The following is a 21,307-nucleotide window of genomic DNA, read 5'->3' as shown; positions in this document are numbered from 1 at the left end:
CCGGATAGCGCAAAAACAAGTCCGGATAACCGCATGGCGGCGAGGGTTGACCGCGGAGAGATTCCGCCCACGCGCTTCGGAAGTCCGGATAACGGTCCTTCAGGTCCGCCGTCCGCGCCATGGACGGAGCTATACTGGAGGAGTTCGAGAGGGACAGCGACAGAGCCGCTGCAAGGGGGAATGAAGATGGCATCCGGTCAAGCCGGAACGACGGGACGGACGGTCAGGCAGATCAGAAGGGGAGCGGGGCTGTATGTGCTGCTGCTGCCCGCGTTCATCCTGACGCTGCTCTTCGCGTACAAGCCGATGTACGGCGTCGTGATCGCGTTCAAGGATTACAGTCCTGCGCTCGGAATCATGGACAGTCCATGGGCGGGATTCAAGTACTTCGAGAAATTTTTCCAATCGTACCAGTTCGACAATACGATCCGGAATACGCTGGTCATCAGCTTGTACAGCATGGCCACGTTCCCGATCCCGATCGCGCTGGCGCTCATGGTGAACCAGATGAGGGCCAACCGGTTCAGGCGCTTCTTCCAGACGGTGACGTACATGCCGCATTTCATCTCGACGGTCGTCATGGTGGGGCTGATGCTCATCCTGTTCTCGCCAAGCACAGGACTGCTCGGCAATCTGTATGCGCTGTTCGGAGCGGAGCCTCCCGATCTGATGGGCTCCCCGGGCCTGTTCACCAGCGTCTATGTCTGGTCGGATGTGTGGCAGCATGCCGGCTGGGACAGCATCATCTATATCGCGGCGCTGTCGGCTGTCGATCCGAGCCTCTACGAGGCTGCGACTGTCGACGGAGCGAGCCGCTGGCAGAAGATCCGCTTCATCGATATTCCGATGCTGCTTCCGACTGCCGTGACGCTGCTCATATTGCGGGTCGGCGGACTGCTCGGGGTAGGCTTTGAAAAGGTATATCTGATGCAGAACGATCTCAACCTCACCTCGAGCGAGATCCTCTCCACCTATGTGTACAAGATCGGCCTGCTCAGCAGCCAGTACAGCTTCTCCTCCGCGATCAACCTGTTCAACACGGTCATCAATTTCGCCTTGCTCATCATCGTCAATCAGATCGCCAAAAAAACAAGCAGCAACAGCTTGTGGTAAGCCGGAGGAATTCATGATGGAGACACGGAATGCCGCTGTTGCGGCCAAAACGGCCGGGGGCGTCAACACCCGCTCTTCCGATGCCGTCCTGGAGGCGGTCCTGTACGGACTCGCCGTCCTGATGCTGGTCGTGCTTATGTATCCGCTTTATTTTATCGTCATCGCCTCCTTCAGCAATCCGTCCTCGGTTGCCGGCGGCAAAGTATGGCTCTGGCCGAGCGGCTTCACGCTGGACGGGTACAAGGAGCTGCTGAAGCACGCCAACATCTGGATCGGCTACCGCAACACGATCCTGTATACGGCAGCCGGCACGGCGATCGGCCTGGCGGTCAACCTGTCCGCGGCTTATGCGCTGTCGCGCAGAGACCTGCCCGGACGCAAGCTCCTGTCCCTTTACTTCATCTTCACGATGTTTTTCAGCGGCGGCCTCATTCCGATCTTCCTGACGGTCCGCGACTTCCATATGTACAACACTTTTCTCGTCATGGTGCTTCCCTTCTCCGTGTCGGCCTACAACATCATCGTAGCCCGGACGTTCTTCCAGACGAGCATTCCGGGCGATCTGTGGGAAGCGGCGCAGATCGACGGCTGCGGCAATCTGAGGTACTTCGCGCAGGTCGTGCTGCCGCTCTCCAAGGCGATTGTCGCCGTGCTTGGATTATGGATCGCCGTCGGCTATTGGAACTCCTACTTCAATGCGCTGATCTATCTGAAAAATCCCGACCTGTATCCGCTGCAGCTCATCCTGCGCAACATCCTGATCACCAATCAGATGCAGTCCGGCATGGGAAGCGGGGAGGCGGCGCAGATCGCGCTCAGGCTGGCCAGCCTGATGAGGTATTCCGTCATCATCGTCTCTACCGTTCCGATCATGCTGCTGTACCCGTTCGTGCAGAAGTATTTCAATCAGGGGGTGATGATCGGCGCCGTGAAGGAATGAGCAATCGGCTTGACCGGCATGAGATTCGAGACCACAATCAAATCGGGGGGAATGAAGGATGGGTTACCGTTCCGCATCTAGAACCATGATGGCCGCGCTGTTATCCGGAGCGCTGCTGGTCGGGCTGACCGCCTGCAGCGGCGGCGGGGGAGACAAGGCCGCAGCCGTGAAGGGCGACGAGTTCAACAAGGAAGGCCTGCCGATCGTCAAGACGCCGGTAACGCTCAAGGCGCTGACCGTCCGCTGGGGCAACATGGGCGATACGTTCACGAAGAACCAGTGGATGATCGATCTGGAGAAAAATACGAATGTGAAGATACAATGGCAGGTCATGTCTTCCAACGACTGGAACGAGCAGAAGTCGATCATGCTCGCCAGCGGCACGCTGCCGGACATCATTTTCGGCGATCTCGCGTTCTCGGACTCCGACATCGTCAACAATCTGAGCTACTTCCGCCCTTTGGACGAATACATCGATTCCTACATGCCGAACCTGAAGGCCGCGCTGCAGGAAACGCCGGAGCTGAAAAAGCTGAGCACATTCCCGGACGGCAAAATCTATTCCATGCCGGCAAGGCTGCCGTCCCGTCCGAAAACGAAGTTCCAGCCGGTCATCAACAAGACGTGGCTGGATAAGCTCGGCCTCAAGGTGCCGGATACGATCGACGACCTCTACAACGTGTTCAAGGCGTTCAAGGAGCAGGATCCGAACGGCAACGGCAAGAACGACGAGATTCCGTATACCGAGAAAGGGCTGAGCATGGACTTTCTCAATCCGTTCGGAATCACCGATCCGAACGGCAACAACATGCTCGTCAAGGACGGCAAGCCGGTCTATTACCCGGTGACAGAGGAATACAAGGAAGGACTGAAGTGGGCCAACAAGCTGTATGAGGCGGGCCTCATCGACAAGGAGATGTTCACGCAGGACGCCACGATGACCTCGGCCAAGCAGCAGAACGCGGATGCGCCGATCGTCGGCTTCTCCTACCAGTGGACTCCGGACGCCGTGTTCGGCAAATGGAAGGACCAGTACGTCACGATTCCGCCGCTCGCAGGACCGGACGGCAAGAGATATCAGTCCGGCATTCCGGTCGGCATGAGCCTGTACCGCAACGAGCTGCTCATCACGGCCTCCTGCAAGCAGCCGGAGATCGCCGCGCGCTGGGCGGACCAGTTCTACACGAACGAAGCCGGCATCCAGAACTTCTGGGGAGCGATCGGCACCGTCATCCAGAAGAACGACAACGGCACGTACACGCTGATGGACCCTCCTAGCGGCACGAGCGCCGACGCCTGGTACTGGGAGCAGTCGGTCCGCGACTTCGGACCGAAGTACGTGAGCCCTTCCTTCGAGAAGAACATCGTGCTCAATCCGAAAACCGGCGACGGCCTGAAGCTGGAGATCGACAAGCTGGGCAGCGAATACGTGACGACGCCGTTCCCGAACGTCATGTACAGCGCGGAGGAATTCCAGGAGCTGCCGACGTTGACGACCGACATCGACGGGTATGCGGCGACGATGCGCGCCCAGTGGGTGACCAAGGGCAACATCGATGCCGAATGGGATGCTTACATCAAGAAGCTGAACGACATGAAGCTGGATCAGCTGATCAAGATCCGCACAGCCGCGTATGAACGGTACATGAGCGTGAAGTAGGATCGGGCGGGCCGCGATGCGGCCCGCTTTCGATTTTCCTCGGAGAGCTGTGCCTATCCTGCTGGCCGAGGCGTTCCTGTGTCCATGGAGGAATAAGCGGAAAAACAACGCCTTGGGACCGTTTCCATGTCCCGAGGCGTTGTTTTTGCTTTGCCAGTCCACGATTACCGGCCCTTCGCCCGCTCCAGCTCCAGCAGCTTCGTCTTCATTTCCATGCCGCCCCGGTAGCCGGTAAGCGCTCCGCCCTTGCCGATGACCCTGTGGCAAGGCACGGCGATCAGCACGGGGTTGGCGCCGATCGCGGCGCCGACGGCCCGGACTGCGGAAGGCCTGCCGATGCGCTCCGCGATTCCGGAGTACGATTCGGTATCTCCATAAGGAATGCTCTTGAGCGCCTCCCAAACCGCGAGCTGGAACGACGTTCCGCTCATCGCGAACGGCAGCGTGAACGCATCGCGCCTGCCCTCCAAGTATTGAAGCAGCTCGTCCGCATAGGGATGAAGCTTCTCCTCGCTTCGAACGAGCCTCGCTCCCGGCATGCGGGCGCTTGTCCACGCCGTCATTTCGGCTTCTCCTCCGTCCTGCGAGCCGACGAATGCCAATCCTTCCGCGGTTGCGGCCAGATGAAGCTCCCAATCATCATGATGGAGCAGGGACCAGTAGACGATGGCCTCATGTTGTGTGCTCATGCATCTCTTCCTCTTTCCTATCTGCGGCATTCCGGCGGTAAGCAGCCGGAGTCAAGCCCGTCATTTTTTTGAACAAGGTCGTGAAATAAGGCGTGTTGGGCCAGCCGCAGCGCTTGCCTACGGCAGCGGCGGGCAGCTCCGTGGACAGCAGCAGCTCCTTGGCGGCTTCGGCCCGAACCTGCTGGATATATTCAACGGGCGTGACGCCCGCGATCTTATGGAACGTCCGGTGGAGGTGGAACGGGGAGCCGTGGCATGCGGCCGCGAGAGCCTCCAAAGTCAGGCGCTCGGCATAATGGGTCCGGATGTATCTTTGGGCCAGGGCAATCCAGTCCTCGTCTGGCACAAGCTCACCCGTCGGTCTGCATCGCTTGCAAGGGCGGTAGCCGGCGGCGAGCGCTTCGCCGAACGTTCGGAACATGCCGGCGTTCTCCCGGTTCGGAAGCCTGGATCGGCAGGACGGCCTGCAGAAGATGCCGGTCGTCCTGACCGCGTAGAAAAACTCCCCGTCTCTCGAGACGTCGCATGCGGCTACGGCTTCCCATTCGCTGTCGCCCAGCAGCTGCGGCTCTCCGAGGGAGCTGCCGCCGCCGTCTTCCCTTCGCCTCGATCCGATAGAATCCGTTGTCCGCATAAGAATCACCTCCTTCATCAGTATAACCGCTGCAAGCGCGTTTGTGCGGCATGCCGGATAGGTGCGCAAGATTGCGAAAGCATCCAACTAAAAAAAGTCCCCTAAGGGACTCTCGGCCAGTCTGGACAGGCGAGGCCGGCAGGCTGCATCTGAAGGGGCTGGGCGGCTGCACTCGCCAAGCTGAAGGGCTGACTGACTGCACTCGCCAAGCTGAAGGGCAGGCTCCGGCTCCCGTCAATCCCTGGCCGCTTCGTACAGGCTGGCCGCGATGCGCGCCGGGGCGGTTTTGACCGTGGACATATGGTCGCCCTCCGTTTTGATGAGCCGGAAGATACCGAGCCGTCCGGACATATGAGGATGCCAGCCGTATCCTTCGCCTTGCGGCAGCACGCCGTCTGTCGTGAGGTACAAATAGCTCCTCGGAATTTCGAGCGCATAAAATTTTTTCAGGTCCAGCTTCTCGAAAAGAGGTTTTGCCGGCTCTGGAACGATTCTGCCGTACAGATGATCCGCGAGCCTCCTGTCGGCCAGATTGGCGAAGGTTTCCCTAAACAGCGGATATGGCAGCATGATCGTATCGTCCGGAGACGATTGTCGAAGCTGCAGGAACGATTGCTGCACGGGAGGCGGCAGCTGATCCGCGAGCGATTGGCCGTCCCCCAGCACGAACGCGTTCATGAATATGATCCTGCGGATTCTGTCAGGCACGAGCTCCGCGGCTTTCTGGATGACGCTTCCCCCGAAGCTGTGGCCGACGAGCTGGATATCGGTCAGGCCGCAGCCCGTAATGTATGCCGCCACCGCCCGGGTGATGGCCTCATGGGTCACGCCCGGGCTGTAATCCGGGCCATGTCCGGGATATTCAGGCACATGAACGCGGTGGCCATGCTTCCGCAGCTCGGCGGCTACCTCGTTCCAATAGCTGGCGTCCGCCCAGGAGCCATGGATGAGAACGAAGGTCAGGCCCGGCGCAGGCTCGCTTTGCAGGCTGCCGTTACGGTACGGTGCGCGGAGGGGTGGCCAAGGGGGATAAGCGGGAATCCAGGAAGATGGATGCTGTGCGAAGAAATCGGGGCTGCCGGGGCGTTCGGAATTCATCCGATCCTCACTCCTTTTCCGGTCCCGGAACGACGGGCCATTTGACTTGCCGCAGGCAATCGATGACCTCGTCTCCGACATGGAGATTGCTCTTGACGAGCTGGCGGGGCGTCAGCGCCATCCATTGGTTCAGGGATATATCCTCGAAGCGGCTGCTGCGGAACATTTCCAGAAACCAGAGCGTGGAGGTTCCGGTGTTCTGGATGTAATGGCCGAAGGCGAAGGGGACGTAGCCGACGTCTCCAGCCCGGTAGTCGAAGGTGCGGGCTTTGCCGCCGCCGGCGAACACGGTCATTCGGCCCTGTCCGGCCAGGTAATACTGCCATTCATCCTGATTCGGATGCCAATGAAGCTCGCGCATGCCTCCCGGCTCGATCTCGACCAGCGCGGCCGCGATCGTCTTGGATGCCTGGAAGTTCGCCGAGTCTGCGATTCTCACGCTGCCGCCCGGTGTCGCGAGAGGAGTCTGCGCCAGCAGCGAATGCTTGAATGGAAACGGCACGGTGCCGTAAGGCGATTGGATTTCCTGGCTTTGGACGGGGCCCGGCACCTGATCGCGGTAGATGTAGACCTGTCCGGGCGGAATGGAATCGAACGCGCTCGCCGGAACGCCGAAGTTCTCGGCCAGCACGTCCTTGGGCGTATGGGCGAACCAATCGGAGATGGAAAGGGTGTTGAGATCCGAGAAATGGCCGTCGTCGAAGACGAGCAGGAATTCGCAGCCTTCCTCCAGCCCTTGGATGGAATGGGGCAGCCCCGGCGGAAAGTACCACAGATCTCCGGGGCCGACGTCCGCGATGAAATTGCGGCCCTGCCAATCGATTGCGGTTATCCGGGCTCTTCCGAGGAGCATGTAGGCCCATTCGGCCTGCTGATGCCAGTGGAGCTCGCGGACTCCTCCCGGAATGAGGCTCATATTGACCCCTGCAAGCGTTGTCGCTGTGGGGAGCTCCCGAATGGTCACCTCGCGCGACCAGCCGCCCTGGTTCAGCTGCATATGCGCATCCGAGAAGGAGAATCTCAGATTCGGGATGAGGCCGTTGTCCGTCGGCGGGGGGACGAGCAGATCGGGATTTTGCCTATCGCGCATGATATTACGGGGTCCTTTGTCGGGACCGCCGGCTCCATCCGGGCGCATCGGCTCGGGAACAGGCAGGGAATGCTGCTCATTCTTCATGGCATGGACTCCTTTTCCGATGGCAGGCTCGGGTTCAGCCGTTATGTGCTACCTTACGCCTGCATTCCTCTGGATATGTATCTGGCGGCAAAAGACGAATGGAGTTAAAATGGAAGGATGTTGGAAATAGACAACCTATAGTAGAGGAGTGGTGGACCCTTTGTGGAAGGAATTCAAGGCATTCGCGCTTAAAGGCAACATTCTGGATCTCGCTATCGCCGTCATCATCGGGGCGGCCTTCGGCAAGATCGTCAGCTCGCTCGTGGCGGACATCCTGACGCCGCTGATCGGCATGCTGTTCGGAGGCGTCGACGTGTCCGGGCTCAAGGCGACGTTCGGAGATACGACGCTCTCGTACGGATTGTTCCTGCAGAGCGTGATCGATTTCTTCATCGTTTCGTTCTCGATCTTCCTGTTCATCCGCCTGCTCACCGGCCTCAAGCGCAAGCGGCATCACGAGGAAGAGATGCCCAAGAGGCAGGATCCCGTCCTGACGGGAGAAGAGAAACTGCTGATCGAGATCCGCGATCTGCTGAAGGACAGGCAGGGCAGGCTCTAGCAGGACGGAAGCGCGAGCAAGACGGCGGAAGCTCCGCAAGACGGAGACTTCAGCAAGAAGGAAGCTCCAGAGGCTCTTGCAGCGAATGGGACGGCGCATGGACGGTCCGAAAGGTCGGGCCGCTGTCGGTTCCACAACATGTATGGGAGGCGAAGTCTGCATGCAGAAACGGATGCTGGGAAAAGAAGGTTTGGAAGTATCGACGCTGGGGCTCGGCTGCATGGGCATGTCGGATTTCTACGGCGGCCGCGATGATGTCGAGTCGATCTCCACGATCCACCGCGCGCTGGAGCTTGGCGTCACGCTGCTGGACACGGCGGACATGTACGGCGTCGGAGCCAATGAAGAGCTGGTCGGACAAGCCCTCAAAGGCAGACGGTACGACGCGGCCGTCGCGACCAAGTTCGGCATCCGCAGAGCGGAGGACGGCGCAAGGCTCGGGATCAGCGGCCGTCCCGACTATGTCCGTGCGGCCTGCGAGGCCAGCCTGCGGCGTCTTGGAACCGATCATATCGACTTGTACTACCAGCATCGGGTCGATCCCGATACGCCGATCGAGGACACGGTCGGAGCGATGGCTGAGCTGGTCAAGGAGGGCAAGGTCCGCTTCCTCGGCCTGTCGGAAGCCGCTCCGGATACGATCCGCCGCGCCAGCGCCGTGCATCCCATCTCTGCGCTTCAGACGGAATATTCCCTATGGAGCCGGGATGTCGAGGATGAGATCCTCCCGCTTTGCCGCGAGCTCGGCATCGGCTTCGTCCCCTATTCGCCTCTGGGCAGAGGGTTCCTGACCGGCCAGATCCAAGCGTTCGACGATCTGCCGCAGGACGATTACCGCCGCCACTCTCCCCGCTTCCAGGGAGAGAACTTCGGCAGGAATCTGGAGCTGGTGGATCGGGTCCGCGACATCGCGGCGGCGAAAGGCTGCAAGCCTTCCCAGCTGGCGCTCGCCTGGCTGCTGTCGCAGGGCGGCGACATCGTGCCGATCCCGGGAACGAAGCGCCGCAGCTATCTGGAGGAGAACGTCGGAGCGGTCCATATCGGGCTGACGGACGAGGAGCGGAGCCGGATCGGGGAGGTCGCCCCGCGCGGAGCGGCCCATGGCGAGCGGTACGCCGAGGACGGCATGAAAACCGTCCATCTCTAGGCATGGGAATGGACAAGAGATTGTAGGATGAACAGTAGATTGCGACTATGAGCAAGAGATCGCGAATGCGCGGGAGCCCGTGCCTCCGCCATCCAATCCTGCCGGCGAGCGAGGGTCTGATATGTGGGTATTCATGATTCGCAGAACGCTTCAATCCGTTCTCGTCCTGTTGATTGTGTCCGCTTCATGCTTTTATCTGATTCATAGAATGCCGGGCGACATGTGGTCGACGATCGGAATGACGCTGGAGCAGAAGCAGCTCGTGGATGCCCAGAAGCATGCGCTCGGACTCGATCTGCCCTTTTTGCAGCAGTATTGGGCCTGGCTCAAAGGTCTCCGCCATGGAGCGCTCGGCCTGGATTACCAGCTGTACCCGATCAGCGGCTACATCTGGAAGTATGCGAAGAACAGCCTGATCCTGATCGGCACCGCTTGGCTTCTTGCGCTCAGTATCGCGTTTCCGCTGGCGGTCTACAACAGCCGCCGGCCAGGCGGCCTGTCGGACCGGGCGGCGGTCATGCTCGCGATGGCCGGCTTCGCCTTGCCCGCCAGCGCCGCCGGCATCTGGCTGCGCCAGCTGTTCGCCATGGATCTGCTCTGGCTTCCTCCAAGCAGCATGCATACTCCCGGGATGGAAGGAGACCTGCCGGATCTGCTCCAGCATATGGTTCTGCCCGTCGCGACGCTGATGCTGGGCATCGTCGCCGTGTATCTCAACTTCATCCGCTCCAGCCTGCAGGAGGTGCTTCCTTTGGACTATCTGCAGACCGCCCGGGCCAAAGGTCTTCCCGAAAGGCGGATCATCCTGGTCCATGCGCTGAAAAACGCCATGATCCCCGTCGTTACTCTGGCCGCGATCGATCTGCCGATGCTGGTCAGCGCCTCGGCCATCGTCGAGAACGTGTTCAATTGGAGAGGGCTCGGCTCTCTGATGGTTTACGCCGCTCTATCGCGCAACCATCCGCTGCTGATCGCCGTCATCATCATCGTCACCGGTCTCGTCGTCCTGTTCTCCTGGATCGCCGATATGATCTATCTGCTGCTGGATCCGCGGATCCGGCTCGGCAGGAAGACGGGATAGGCTCAAGCGGCTCCCTCCCGGTCGATGCCGTTCATTTGATTCTATCGCCCCGGCCATGCCGGGTTTTTTTGTCTGCTATCGCGCCGTCCGCCGTTTTGTTGTCGCAGGATTGCATTGACATAAGAGCGTTTCCATGAAAAAATGTACACGCGTACATGAGAATATGGCTGAGGCAAATGAGGCTGAGGAATGACAAAAAGAACGGAAGTCGCCAAGCTGGCTGGCGTATCCGAGGCGACCGTGTCGCGGGTGCTGAGCGGGACGGGACCGATCAAGGAGGCGACGCGGCTCAAGGTGCTGGAGGCGGCGGACGCGCTGGGCTATGTGCCTAGCGACATCGCCCGGCAGTTCGCGAAGAAGCGGAGCGGGAATCTGGGCGTCGTCCTGCCGTTCATGCCGAACGTGCCGCTCTTCTCCACCTTCTACTTCTCGCAGCTGCTCGGCGGTATCGGTCTTGCGGCCGGCGAGCGGGGGCTCAATCTGCTGCTGATCTTCCGGCAGCCGGGAGACGCCAGTCCATATGCCGGCTTGTTCCGATCCCGCAAGGCGGATGCCTGCATCGTGCTCGGCTCGAGCGAGGTTCCAGGGGAGAGGGAGGCGCTGCTGGAGCTGGAGTCGGCGGGTTATCCCTACGCCGTCGCAGGCCAGCGGTTCGAAGGGCTGGAGCATCGGACGGCAGACGGTGATCATGCCGCAGGAAGCAGGCAGACGGTAGCCCATCTGCACGGACTCGGCTGCCGCAGCATCGCCTTCGTCGGCGGTCCTGCGCAGTATTCCAACAGCGGAGACCGGTATGCCGGTTATGTGGAGGGATTGGCGCAGGCGGATCTGCCGCTGCGGCAGGAGATCGTTCTAGAAGGCAAGTACAGCCGCAAGAGCGGCCTGGCGCTTGCCTCTCAGGTAGAGGAGCTGCTGCGCAGCGGACAGGCGGACAGCGTGTATGCCGGCAACGACCGGATGGCGATCGGCATCATGCAAGGGCTGCTGGAGAAAGGGATCCAGGCCGGAAAAGACTACGCGCTCGCCGGATATGACGGCTCCGACGGAGCTTCCATGACGAGCCCGCAGCTGACTTCCGTCGCGGTCCCTTTCGATGAAGTCGGCCGGCAGGCGGCGCTGCGGGCGATCGGCGAGGCGGAGGGCGGCATCGTTCCTCCCAAGGAGCTCATGCTGGCTACGAGGCTGGCGGCGAGGGATTCGACGCTGCTGTACCGCCCCGGCCGGCCATGAGGCGGAGGTTGAAGCAGACAACAGAATCCATTGAAGGAGATGATGTCGGTGAAGAAGATCAAGGTTGGGATGGTTGGCTACAAGTTCATGGGCAAGGCGCACAGCAATGCCTATCGCGCGCTGCCAATGTTTTTCCCGGATGCCCCTGCGGGTCCGGAGCTGAAGGTTCTCTGCGGCCGCGATGCCGCAGCCGTCGAGCAGGCCCGCGTCCAGTTCGGCTGGGAAGAGGCCGAGACGGATTGGAGGCGGCTCGTCGAGCGGGATGATCTCGACCTGATCGACATCAACGCTCCGAGCGATGCGCATAAGGAAATCGCGCTGGCCGCAGCGGCAGCCGGCAAGCATCTGTTCTGCGAGAAGCCGCTGGCCTTGTCCTTGCCGGATGCGAGGGAGATGCTGGAGGCGGCCCGCCAAGCCGGAATCAAGCATATGGTCGGCTTCAACTACCGGTTCTCGCCGGCCGTGCAGCTCGTCAAGAAGCTGATCGACGAAGGACGGCTCGGCCAAATCTATCATTTCCGCGCCTGGTTCCTCCAGGACTGGATTCTGGATCCGGACTTCCCGCTCGTCTGGAGGCTGCAGAAGGACATCGCCGGCTCCGGATCGCATGGCGATCTCGGCGCCCACCTGATCGACATGGCCCGTTACCTGGTTGGAGAGTTCAGCGAGGTGATCGGCATGAGCGAGACTTTCGTCAAGGACCGGCCCATCGCCGCCGAGATGACGGGACTGAGCGCCAAGGGCGACAAGAATGCTCCGCGCGGTCCGGTCACGGTCGACGACGCGACGCTGTTCCTGGCCCGCTTCGAGGGCGGCGCGCTCGGCAGCTTCGAGGCGACCCGCTTCGCGGCGGGGCATCGGAGCACCAATTCCTTCGAGATCAACGGCAGCAAAGGCAGCGTCATCTTCGATTTCGAGCGGATGAACGAGCTGCAGGTGTATTTCACCGACGATGCGGACGATGTGCAGGGCTTCCGCCGGGTGCTCGTCACCGATGCGCCGCATGCGTACATCAATGCCTGGTGGCCGGCAGGGCACACGATCGGATTCGAGCATACATTCACCCATGAGATGCTGGAGCTGTTCACCGCCATTCATGAAGACCGCCAGCCATCGCCGAATTTCGTGGACGGCGTCAAATGCCAGGAGGTGCTGGAGGCGGTCGACCGGTCGATCGCGGAGCGCCGCTGGGTAGGGCTGGAGGAAATGCAGGAAGCTTGAAGCGCGAATTCGATATGAGGAGAAAGGCGGGTGCACCGTGAGAAAAGCATTGATCGTGCAGGGCGGATGGGACGGCCATCAGCCGAAAGAGGTGGCCGCGATTTTCGCGGAGCTGCTGGGCAAGGAACAATTCGGCGTTGTCGTCTCGGACACGCTGGACAGCTTCAAGGACGAGGAGCTGATGGCCTCGCTCGATCTGATCGTCCCGATCTGGACAATGGGCAGCATCGCACAGGAGCAGCTCCGCCCGCTGCTGGATGCCGTGCAGGCGGGCTGCGGCATCGCCGGCTGCCACGGAGGGATGAGCGACGCCTTCCGCAACGAAGTCGAATATCAGCATATGGTCGGCGGACAGTGGGTCGCTCATCCCGGCAACGACGGCGTGAGATACGAGGTGAGCATGAGCCGCCCGGACGATCCTTTGACAGAGGGAATCGGAGATTTCGAGGTTTCCTCGGAAAAATACTACATGCACGTAGATCCAGCCATCACCGTTCATGCCACGACGGATTTCGATGCCGTCAAGATGCCGGTCGTCTGGACCAAAACCTGGGGCAAGGGACGGGTCTACCACAATACGCTCGGCCATCAGGCCGATATTGTCGCGATGCCGCAGGTGCTCGAGCTGATGAGACGGGGGTTCCTCTGGGCCGCCCGTCCGCAAGCCTAGAACAACGATAGCCTAAGGAGGCCCGAATGCATGACCCCCATTAAAGTCGGCGTCATCGGCTGCGGCAACATCAGCCGCATCTATTTCACGAACCTGAAGCAGTATCCCGAGGTGGAGCTGGCGGCCTGCGCCGACATGGATCTCTCCAGAGCCCGCGCGATGGCGGAGGAGTACGGCATTCCTCATGCGTATTCGGTCGAGGAGCTGCTCGCGGATCCGGAGATCGGGATCGTCGTCAACCTGACGATTCCGCAGGCGCATGCCCCTGTCTGCCTGGCGGCGCTGGAGGCCGGCAAGCATGTGTATGTGGAGAAGCCTCTCGCCGTCACGCGCGAGGAGGGCCGCCAGGTTCTTGAGCTGGCGGCGGGCAAGGGCCTTCGGGTCGCAAGCGCTCCCGAAACCTTCCTCGGCGGGGCCATTCAGACCTGCCGCAAGCTGATCGACGACGGAGCGATCGGTCGTCCGATCGCCGCAGTCGGCTTCATGCTGAGCGGCGGCCACGAGGGCTGGCATCCCGATCCGGCCTTCTATTACAAGAAGGGCGGCGGACCGATGTTCGACATGGGCCCGTACTATCTGACCGCTCTCGTCAATCTGCTGGGTCCGATCCGCAGGGTGACCGGCTCCGCAGTCGTCTCGCATCCGCAGCGGACCGTCCGCAGCGAGCCCAAGCGCGGAGAAGTGATCGACGTCGAGGTTCCGACCCATATCGCCGGTGTGATCGACTTCGAGAACGGCACGGTCGGCACGCTCATTACGAGCTTTGATACCCCGGTCGGGGGAACGCTGCCGAATATCGAGATTTACGGCACGGCAGGCACGCTGCTCGTTCCGGACCCGAACAATTTCGGCGGCGTCGTAAGGCTGCGCCGGCAAGGTGCGGGAGCGGCGGAGGAGATTCCGCTCACGCATGGCTTCACGGACAACAACCGCGGCATCGGCGTGGCCGATCTGGCACGCTCCATCGCGGAGGGCATCCCGCATCGCGCCAGCGGCGAGATGGCCTATCATGTGCTGGAGGCGATGCACGGCTTCCATGACGCCTCTGCGGAGGGCAGGCATTACGAGATGGCCAGCAGCTGCTCCCGTCCGGAAGCGATGCCGGAGACGGCGTCAGCCAAGTAGGGATGGAAGCGCGGACTGCCGCTGCCTGTATGCATGCGGCCGATTCATCCGCCGAACAGGGCCGGCTTCAGTTCCAAACGCCGCTGAAAAACAAAAAAGCAATCCGGAAGCCAATCTTCCGGATTGCTTTTTTTAGTTTCCCACATGCTGCATCGGCCTCATAGGGCGGCTTTTCCTTGAACCTAGAGAGCCCAGTTGCCGGCGCGGAAGATCGGCTCGATCCTGCCGTCCTGCGTAATGCCGTCGATGTCCATCGCCGGCGAGCCGATCATGAAGTCCTCATGGACGAGGCTGCGGTTGGAGCCGCGGGCAGCCAGCTCCTCGGCGGACAGGCCGGTGCCGCCTTCCAGGTTGACCGGATAGGCCTGGCCGAGAGCGAGATGGCAGGATGCGTTCTCGTCGTACAGGGTGTTGAAGAAGGTGATGCCGGAATTCGAGATCGGGGAATCGTTCGGCACCAGCGCGACTTCGCCGAGCTGCACGGCGCCTTCGTCGGTCGCGAGCAGCTTGGACAGCGTCTCGTAGCCTTGCTCGGCGGAAAACTCGACGACCTTGCCGTCCTTGAACGTCAAGGAGAAGCCGTCGATGACCTGTCCGTTGTAGTTCAGCGGCTTCGTGCTGCGAACGGTTCCGTTCACCCGGTCCTTGTGCGGCATCGTGAACACTTCCTCCGTCGGCATGTTCGGATTGAACATGACGCCGCGCGCATTCTTCTTGCCGCCTCCGAGCCAGAGATGTCCTTCCGGCAGCCCGATCGTAAGCTCCGTGCCCGGAGCCGTATAGCGGAGCTCCGCGTAATTCTTGGCGTTGAGCCGGTCGACCATCGACAGCAGAGTGGCATTATGCCGCTCCCATGCCGCGACCGGATCTTCAAGGCCGATCCGGGTCGCGTCGATGATTCTTTCCCACAGCTTCTGGACCGCTTCGTCAGCCGGAATACCCGGGAATACTTTGGCCGACCATTCCGGAGTGGCGTAGGATACGAGCGTCCAGGCGTTCTCGTGATTCATCAGCGCATTGCGGTAAGGAGCGAGAGCGGTGGATGCCGTCTTGGAGTTGGCCGCCATCCGTTCCGGATCGATATCGTTCAGCAGGTCCGGGTTCGGGGAGTAGATCTGGATGAAGGCGGCGCCTTCGTCGGCGAACCCTTTCATGGCTCTGGCTCTCCATGCCGGATACTCCGAGAAGCTTTCCTCCGGCGCCTGCTTGAAGCGGATGCGGGTCAGCTCCTCGTCGTTGTACTCGACGTGGACATCGCGGGCACCGGCCGCATACGCTCTGGACGACACCAGACGGACGAGAGGCGCTGCAGGGATCGGAGCCATGACAACGACTTTTTGATTCGGCTGCACGTTCACGCCGACGCGGACGATGATGTCGGCGTAGTTTTCCAGCTGCTGTTGAGTAGGTAGCATAGGAACCCCCATAGAAATAGAGTGGTTGAATAGGAAAGCTATTCTATTATAGTCGGTATGGGCCAAGGTTCCAATCGGGGACCGGTGGAGCGGCGTCGGATTTAAAGCGTTTCCATCCTATTCGCAGCTTCAGGCCTCGCATCGCCGATAGGCAAATGTTGGAATCGAGATGATTCCATGTAGACGGTCGGCCGAGCGGACGCGCACAAGGGACGAGGCCGAGAAGGATTCTCGGCTTCGTCCCTTGTTCCTTTTCTTGCAATCCTCGCTTGCGCCGCAGCAGGAGGAAGACGGCCGCGTCAGCGGCGCCTGCCCTATTCTTATCCCGCGACGCTCGCGGCGGTAAGATCCAGCCAGTCCAGCTCGGCGCGAGTCAGCTTGATGGAGGTCCCTTCCTGGCAAGAGCGGAGCTCTTGCGCGTTCTGGGCGCCGATCAGCGCGCAGGTCGGGAAGGGCTGGTTCAGCACATAAGCCAGAGCGATCTGAATGACCGTGACCTCCTTCTCCTTGGCCAGCTGCTCCGCTCGGCGCAGGCGCTCCCAGTTGCCGTCGCTGTAGAAGACGCGGACGATATCGTCGTTGTCGCGCACCTCGGGGGAGAAGCGGCCGGTGAAGAAACCGCGCGCCTGAGAGGACCAGGACAGCAGAGGCAGCTGCTTCTGCTCATGCCACCGAAGCGTCTCCGCGTCGGCCGAAACGCAGCCGTGCCAGAACGGCTCGTTGACCTTGGCGAGGCTCAGGTTCGGGCTGCTGAAGGTGAAGCCGGCAAGGCCGTGTGCGGCCGCATATTCGTTGGCTTCCTGCAGCCGCTGCCAGGTCCAGTTGGAGCCGCCGATCGCGCCGATGCGTCCGGCTTCGATATGCTCGTTGAGGACTTCGATGATTTCGCCGACAGGCGTGGAGGGATCGTCCCGGTGAAGCGCATACAGCTCCACGTGATCCGTGCGCAGCCGCTCGAGGCTCGTCATCAGATCGCTGTTGATCGCCTGGCGGTTCACGCGGGGACCGGTATGGTCATGATGCGCGCCCTTCGTCAGGATGACGAGGTCATCGCGGTTGCCGCGCTCCTCCATGTATCGGCCCAGAACCTCTTCGCTCTGGCCTCCGCAATAGATGTGCGCCGTATCCACGGCATTTCCGCCGATGGCGAGGAAGGCGTCGAGATTGGCCGCCGCTTTCTCGTACTGTTCGTGCGTAAAGTAATCGGAGCCCTTCATCAGAATCGAGACGGGCTTGTCGGTTCCTTGGATGAGGATCGTTTTCATGTCGTTTCCTCCTTATTGGTGGGCTGCAACCGGTTGCAGGACGATGCGCTTGCTCTCCCGGGCGGATTGCAGGCAGGCTTCCAGAACGCGCATGTTGCGGACCGCGTCCTGCGGCGGGAATTTCTGCGGCTCTCCATGCAGCACCGATCGGGCAAAATCATCGCATTCCAGCGAAAAATGGTTGATATGGGGAACTTCCACTTCTTCCCTCTGTCCATTGACGTTGACGTAGAAATGAGCTCCGCTGTCCTCCGGGGCGATGAAAGCGGAAGGAACCTCGATGATGCCCTCGGTGCCGAGCACCTCGAGCGTATTGCGGAAGGCGCCCCACATGCCGCAGTCGAACGTAACGCCCAGGCCGCCCGGGAATTCCAGCAGTCCGGAAGCCATCATGTCGACATCGCCGTGCTGCGGCGAGAACAATGCCCTCGCGGTGACGGCCTCCGGCTCTTGGCCGAGCAGGAGCCTGGCTGCGGTAATGGGATAACAGCCGACGTCGTAGAGGCCGCCGCCTCCCCAGTCCTTGTTGAATCGGACGTTGCCGGAGCTGCTGGAGCTGTTGAACGTGAACGTGCCGTGGATGCTTCTCAGATCGCCGATTTTGCCGGAATCGATGATGCTGCGGATCGTATCGTAGCGGGGATGATGGCGGTACATGAACGCTTCCGCGAGAATGACGCCGTTCGCGGCCGCCGCTGCAGCCATTTCTTCCGCTTCGGCCGAGGTCAGCGCGATCGGCTTCTCGCACAGCACATGCTTGCCGGCCGCCATGGCGCGGATCGCCCATTCGCGGTGCAGATGGTTGGGCAGCGGAATGTAGACCGCCTGGACTTCATCGTCGGCAAGCAGCTCCTCATAGCTGCCGTACGATCCGGGAATTCCGAATTCATCCGCCGTCTCGCGGGCTTTGCCTTCATCGCGGCTTGCAATGGCAATGACTTCATTAAGCTCGGATTTCATCAAGCCCGGAATGACCGAGCCCCTTGCGATCGATGCGGTGCTCAAAATGCCCCATTTCAGCTTCCCGTTCATGGCCAAAACATCTCCTCCTTCAACAACTACGATTATATTGTCATTATATGAAATGAAAGATAGAATAAAAATAATAATATTTTGAAGGTCATTAGAACAATATTGTCATGGAGGAGATTTCAATGGAGCGGCAGGCCCATTTATTGACCTGGCCGGATCTTCCGTACTTCGTCTTTCCGGAATCGGTCGGCAGATACACCGAATATCCCACGCACTCGGTGCTGAGGGAAGCGGGCGCCCTGAACAATTTCAACATCCATTATGTCGCTTCCGGACGGGGATATGTGGAGGTGGAGGGCAAGCTCCATGAGCTGGAACGTGGCGAGGCGGTTCTGTATTTTCCGCTGCAGCGCCAGCGGTACTACAGCAGCAGCGAGGAGCCGTGGGACGTGCGCTGGATCCATTTCTACGGCGGCACGCTGCATGATTATATGATCGAAAGGGGCTTCCACAAAAACAAGCTGTGGAAGCTGCGCCAGCCCGCTGCTTGGGAGGAGGCGCATCTCGCTCTGCTCCAGGAAGCCGAAGCGAACAGCATGACCCGGCCGGCGCTGCTGTCCACTCTGGCGTATGCGGTGCTCGCGGAGTTCGTGCAGCAGGCGGTCAGCCTGACTTCCGGGCGCACGAGCCCGGCGGAGAGCCGCGTCATCGGCCTGCTGCCGCTCATGCAGCAGGAGGCGGCGAAGCCGTTCATCCTTCAGGAATGGGCGGACCGCGCGGAGGTGAGCCCGCATTATTTCTGCAAGCTGTTCAAAAGCGCCATGCAGATGACGCCATCGGACTTCGTGACGCGCGCCCGGCTGCAGATGGCGAAGCAGCAGCTGCTGGAGCGGAAGGACGACAACATCGGAGACATCGCCGTACGGGCCGGATATCCGAGCGCCAGCTATTTCAACAAGCGCTTTCAGGAGCATGAAGGCATGACGCCGACGGAGTATCGGAATTTGTTCAACAACTGACTCATGCTCGGGTATGGTCCAGACAGGAATACCAGACGAGGGTGCCCTATTAGGACAGGGTGCTCTTTAAACTTGTGATATGTGGGTCAAACCGCCCTTCGTACGCGGATTAACCTTCTTGATCACCTGAATTGGGCTCCGCTTCAACTGTTACACGACGATTTGAAACAGTCCAAGCGGTTTGAACGAGGGTTCAAGATCTTCTGCAGCTCCCCTAATACGGGAAGTGTGGAATCAGAAATATAATTCAATAGTCCTATAATAAATGTATTATATTGGTAGTTTATGTTCATGAAATACTATCTTTATTTTACTATATTTGGAATGTATCAAATAATTTGAAATCGGTTACAGGAGGAATGATTGTGAAGAAAAAGCTGTCTTTATGGACATCGGTATTTGTTCTTTGTGCAGGAATTCAAAGTTCTTCCGTTTTTGCTGAATCATCTCCACCCGTTTTACCCGTCAGTCAAGCCGACTCGCTTATTGCCACGATGCTCAAAGAACGTGCGGATCTTATTCTGCAAGAAAAGATGAGTGACGAGCATGACGAAGCCCTTTACTTGATTGCACTTGCAGAAGATAACGGGAGTGTATTGTCGGATTACAGCGCCGACTTCACCCTTCAAGATATAAGCAAGACAGCGGATGGAAATATGTTGATTAAAGGATATCTGGAACAAAGGTTCTACTGGAAGAACTCATCTCAGGCGAGCGGAATGGGGGATATCGTTTCGTTTACAATCAGCCCAAAGGGAGAGTTTCTAAAAAATAGCCTTCCAAAAGTGAAAGCAGATTTAGGCGATGTCCTAAACTTGAATAAAACGCAAAAAGCAGATATGGACAAGCTGAAATTATCTAATGATACTACGGTGACTCCTTATGCGTCTGGCTCATGGACCCCCTATACATTTAACGGAATTTTGGCGGCTCAATATGCCTACAAGCATGCGCTTAGCAATAATACATCCTATTATGCCTTCGACAACGATTGCACGAATTTTGCCTCACAAGCCTTGCTCAACGGCAAAATACCGATGCGCAACAGTGCCGGAGGCACGGCAAGGCCGAATTGGTGGATCCAATCGGGAAGCGCGGGACAGTGGTTATATGCCGTGCCATGGGTAAATGCGGAAGAATTTTTCATGTTGATCCGCGGATCGGACACGATTGACGGCGTAGCGGAATCCGATGTAAAAAAACTGGAACTCGGAGATATCATCAGCTATGACAAATATAACGATGGGGATAAAAACCATACCGCTATTGTCACCGGATATGACATCAATACAGGTTATCCTCTCGTCTGCTACCACACCACTAATAGGCAAAATGTTCCGTGGAATTATTACATTCTGAACACAGATGCAGTCGTAACGGCTCAGTATACCCACATCACCTGATTTTTATTGGGAGCTCCGCAACCATGCGGGGCTCCATTGCGTTTTTTTAACAAGGAGGAATGATCGTGATGAAAAAGAAGCTCCCGCTGCTCCTTGTCTTGCTGCTCCTATTCCTGTCCGCATATACCGCGGGCTTCATCTGGATAAGGAACGGCGTCCAAAAAATAATGACGATTGGAATGCAAACGAATATAAACTTCGCTCCCTACATGAACGAGCAGGCCTACGACAAGCTGAATCCGCTGAAGCGCGGGTTGGTGCAGTCGCCTTACCGCTATGAGCCGAACAAACATGAGATCATTTCCATCGTTCCGGTTCATTATTTTTTTGGAGCCGCTGTTTATGCCAAGCAGAGCTTTTCCTTCCAAGCCGGCGACCATCGGTTCGGATCGGTGGAGAACATCAAGATGAGCGTGAAATGGAGAAATGGACACTGGTTTGCGGAAAAGGTGGAGATCAAACCTTGAACCGGTGGATGCAAGTAGTTCTTGATCCACATGTTCGTCTTCGGATCGCTCGCGCGGCTGCCCTGCGGAAGCTCTTGTCCGAGCCGGTACTTGCCGGTCAGCATGCCTTGGGCGAGAGGGGAGAACACACATTGGCGGTGTCGATGAAGTTGATGCCGAGCTCGAAGACGCGGTCGACCGGCTTCGCTCCCGTATTTTCGCCAACCGTATGTCCGTACGTCATCCAGCTGCCGAGACTGATCTCGCTGACCTTGAGGCCGGAGCGGCCAAGCTTCCTGTATATCATTTCGCTGTCTCTCCTGACATGAGGGAATGGGTTCCATGGGGTTCCGCGCACAGGATGAAGGATGTGAACGCGTGTTTGCAACGCTTATCACGACTCGGCCATCCTCACAATAGAGCGTTCTCATTGCAGAAGCCGA

At 59.3% G+C, this 21,307-nt stretch carries 20 protein-coding genes and 1 pseudogene; 13 read left to right on the top strand and 8 right to left on the bottom strand.

Annotated elements, in window-relative coordinates; genetic code table 11:
- Window positions 1–186 precede the first annotated feature (186 nt).
- From CIC07_RS16705 to CIC07_RS16695, 3 genes are read left to right on the top strand one after another with little or no spacing between them, the layout of a single operon-like run.
- Window positions 187–1,113, top strand: a complete 927-nt coding sequence (locus tag CIC07_RS16705; protein WP_076354465.1) for an ABC transporter permease — start codon at window positions 187–189, stop codon at window positions 1,111–1,113.
- 13 nt (window positions 1,114–1,126) lie between these two features.
- Window positions 1,127–2,053 carry a carbohydrate ABC transporter permease gene (locus tag CIC07_RS16700; protein ID WP_234992879.1) on the top strand — a complete coding sequence of 309 codons (927 nt, stop codon included), beginning with the start codon at window positions 1,127–1,129 and terminating at the stop codon, window positions 2,051–2,053.
- Window positions 2,054–2,111: 58 nt separating this feature from the next.
- Complete coding sequence (locus tag CIC07_RS16695) at window positions 2,112–3,713, top strand: type 2 periplasmic-binding domain-containing protein (RefSeq protein ID WP_076354469.1); 1,602 nt, start codon at window positions 2,112–2,114, stop codon at window positions 3,711–3,713.
- Window positions 3,714–3,877: 164 nt separating this feature from the next.
- On the opposite strand, the gene CIC07_RS16690 is transcribed toward CIC07_RS16695, so the two are convergent.
- From CIC07_RS16690 to CIC07_RS16675, 4 genes are all read right to left on the bottom strand, one after another.
- Window positions 3,878–4,402 carry a methylated-DNA--[protein]-cysteine S-methyltransferase gene (locus CIC07_RS16690; protein ID WP_076354471.1) on the bottom strand — a complete coding sequence of 175 codons (525 nt, stop codon included), beginning with the start codon at window positions 4,400–4,402 and terminating at the stop codon, window positions 3,878–3,880.
- Window positions 4,386–5,036 (bottom strand): bifunctional transcriptional activator/DNA repair enzyme AdaA, encoded by a 651-nt coding sequence (locus CIC07_RS16685; protein ID WP_083687893.1) that lies wholly within the window; start codon window positions 5,034–5,036, stop codon window positions 4,386–4,388. Before CIC07_RS16685 ends, CIC07_RS16690 begins: the two co-directional genes overlap by 17 nt.
- A gap of 234 nt (window positions 5,037–5,270) precedes the next feature.
- Entirely contained in the window at window positions 5,271–6,134 is an 864-nt protein-coding gene (locus CIC07_RS16680) for an alpha/beta fold hydrolase (RefSeq protein WP_083687894.1), read from the bottom strand.
- Window positions 6,135–6,141: 7 nt separating this feature from the next.
- Window positions 6,142–7,311, bottom strand: a complete 1,170-nt coding sequence (locus tag CIC07_RS16675; RefSeq protein WP_076354473.1) for an oxalate decarboxylase family bicupin — start codon at window positions 7,309–7,311, stop codon at window positions 6,142–6,144.
- 160 nt (window positions 7,312–7,471) lie between these two features.
- Here CIC07_RS16675 and mscL point away from each other — a divergent pair, with 160 nt between their 5' ends.
- From mscL to CIC07_RS16640, 7 genes are all read left to right on the top strand, one after another.
- Window positions 7,472–7,870 carry a large conductance mechanosensitive channel protein MscL gene (mscL, locus tag CIC07_RS16670; RefSeq protein ID WP_076354475.1) on the top strand — a complete coding sequence of 133 codons (399 nt, stop codon included), beginning with the start codon at window positions 7,472–7,474 and terminating at the stop codon, window positions 7,868–7,870.
- A 160-nt stretch (window positions 7,871–8,030) separates the two neighbouring features.
- On the top strand, window positions 8,031–9,017 hold the full coding sequence (locus CIC07_RS16665) for an aldo/keto reductase (RefSeq protein WP_076354477.1): 987 nt from the start codon (window positions 8,031–8,033) through the stop codon (window positions 9,015–9,017).
- Between the two features lie 121 nt (window positions 9,018–9,138).
- A complete protein-coding gene (locus CIC07_RS16660) occupies window positions 9,139–10,098 on the top strand; it encodes an ABC transporter permease (RefSeq protein ID WP_076354479.1) in 960 nt (319 codons plus the stop codon).
- Between the two features lie 189 nt (window positions 10,099–10,287).
- On the top strand, window positions 10,288–11,328 hold the full coding sequence (locus CIC07_RS16655) for a LacI family DNA-binding transcriptional regulator (RefSeq protein ID WP_076354481.1): 1,041 nt from the start codon (window positions 10,288–10,290) through the stop codon (window positions 11,326–11,328).
- Between the two features lie 69 nt (window positions 11,329–11,397).
- Window positions 11,398–12,549, top strand: coding sequence for a Gfo/Idh/MocA family protein (locus tag CIC07_RS16650; protein WP_442953339.1), 1,152 nt, complete (start codon window positions 11,398–11,400; stop codon window positions 12,547–12,549).
- Window positions 12,550–12,586: 37 nt separating this feature from the next.
- Window positions 12,587–13,219: a ThuA domain-containing protein gene (locus tag CIC07_RS16645; RefSeq protein ID WP_076354483.1), complete on the top strand. Its 633-nt coding sequence runs from the start codon at window positions 12,587–12,589 to the stop codon at window positions 13,217–13,219.
- Window positions 13,220–13,249: 30 nt separating this feature from the next.
- Entirely contained in the window at window positions 13,250–14,344 is a 1,095-nt protein-coding gene (locus CIC07_RS16640) for a Gfo/Idh/MocA family protein (RefSeq protein WP_076354485.1), read from the top strand.
- Window positions 14,345–14,526: 182 nt separating this feature from the next.
- Here CIC07_RS16640 and CIC07_RS16635 read toward each other — a convergent pair whose 3' ends face one another.
- From CIC07_RS16635 to CIC07_RS16625, 3 genes are all read right to left on the bottom strand, one after another.
- Window positions 14,527–15,759, bottom strand: a complete 1,233-nt coding sequence (locus CIC07_RS16635) for an aminopeptidase (protein ID WP_076354488.1) — start codon at window positions 15,757–15,759, stop codon at window positions 14,527–14,529.
- 320 nt (window positions 15,760–16,079) lie between these two features.
- Window positions 16,080–17,024 (bottom strand): aldo/keto reductase, encoded by a 945-nt coding sequence (locus tag CIC07_RS16630; protein ID WP_076354490.1) that lies wholly within the window; start codon window positions 17,022–17,024, stop codon window positions 16,080–16,082.
- 12 nt (window positions 17,025–17,036) lie between these two features.
- Window positions 17,037–18,056, bottom strand: a complete 1,020-nt coding sequence (locus tag CIC07_RS16625; protein ID WP_076356836.1) for a Gfo/Idh/MocA family protein — start codon at window positions 18,054–18,056, stop codon at window positions 17,037–17,039.
- 122 nt (window positions 18,057–18,178) lie between these two features.
- On the opposite strand from CIC07_RS16625, the gene CIC07_RS16620 reads away from it, so the two are divergent.
- The 3 genes from CIC07_RS16620 (at window position 18,179) to CIC07_RS16610 (ending at window position 20,885) form a co-directional block, all read left to right on the top strand.
- The gene (locus CIC07_RS16620) at window positions 18,179–19,015 is read left to right on the top strand and encodes a helix-turn-helix transcriptional regulator (protein WP_076354492.1); all 837 of its coding nucleotides are present in this window, start codon (window positions 18,179–18,181) and stop codon (window positions 19,013–19,015) included.
- Between the two features lie 365 nt (window positions 19,016–19,380).
- Complete coding sequence (locus CIC07_RS16615; protein ID WP_157741923.1) at window positions 19,381–20,418, top strand: amidase domain-containing protein; 1,038 nt, start codon at window positions 19,381–19,383, stop codon at window positions 20,416–20,418.
- Window positions 20,419–20,486: 68 nt separating this feature from the next.
- On the top strand, window positions 20,487–20,885 hold the full coding sequence (locus CIC07_RS16610; RefSeq protein WP_076354496.1) for a hypothetical protein: 399 nt from the start codon (window positions 20,487–20,489) through the stop codon (window positions 20,883–20,885).
- Between the two features lie 127 nt (window positions 20,886–21,012).
- Here the strand turns inward: CIC07_RS16610 and CIC07_RS16605 are convergent.
- Window positions 21,013–21,171 (bottom strand): annotated as a pseudogene (locus CIC07_RS16605) (aldo/keto reductase); the annotation flags it as partial.
- Between the last annotated feature and the right edge of the window lie 136 nt (window positions 21,172–21,307).

The sequence above is a fragment of the Paenibacillus sp. RUD330 genome (assembly GCF_002243345.2).
Lineage (GTDB): Bacteria > Bacillota > Bacilli > Paenibacillales > Paenibacillaceae > Paenibacillus_O.
Note: the sequence above shows the minus strand (reverse complement) of the source record. Positions and strands in the feature narration are given on the sequence as shown.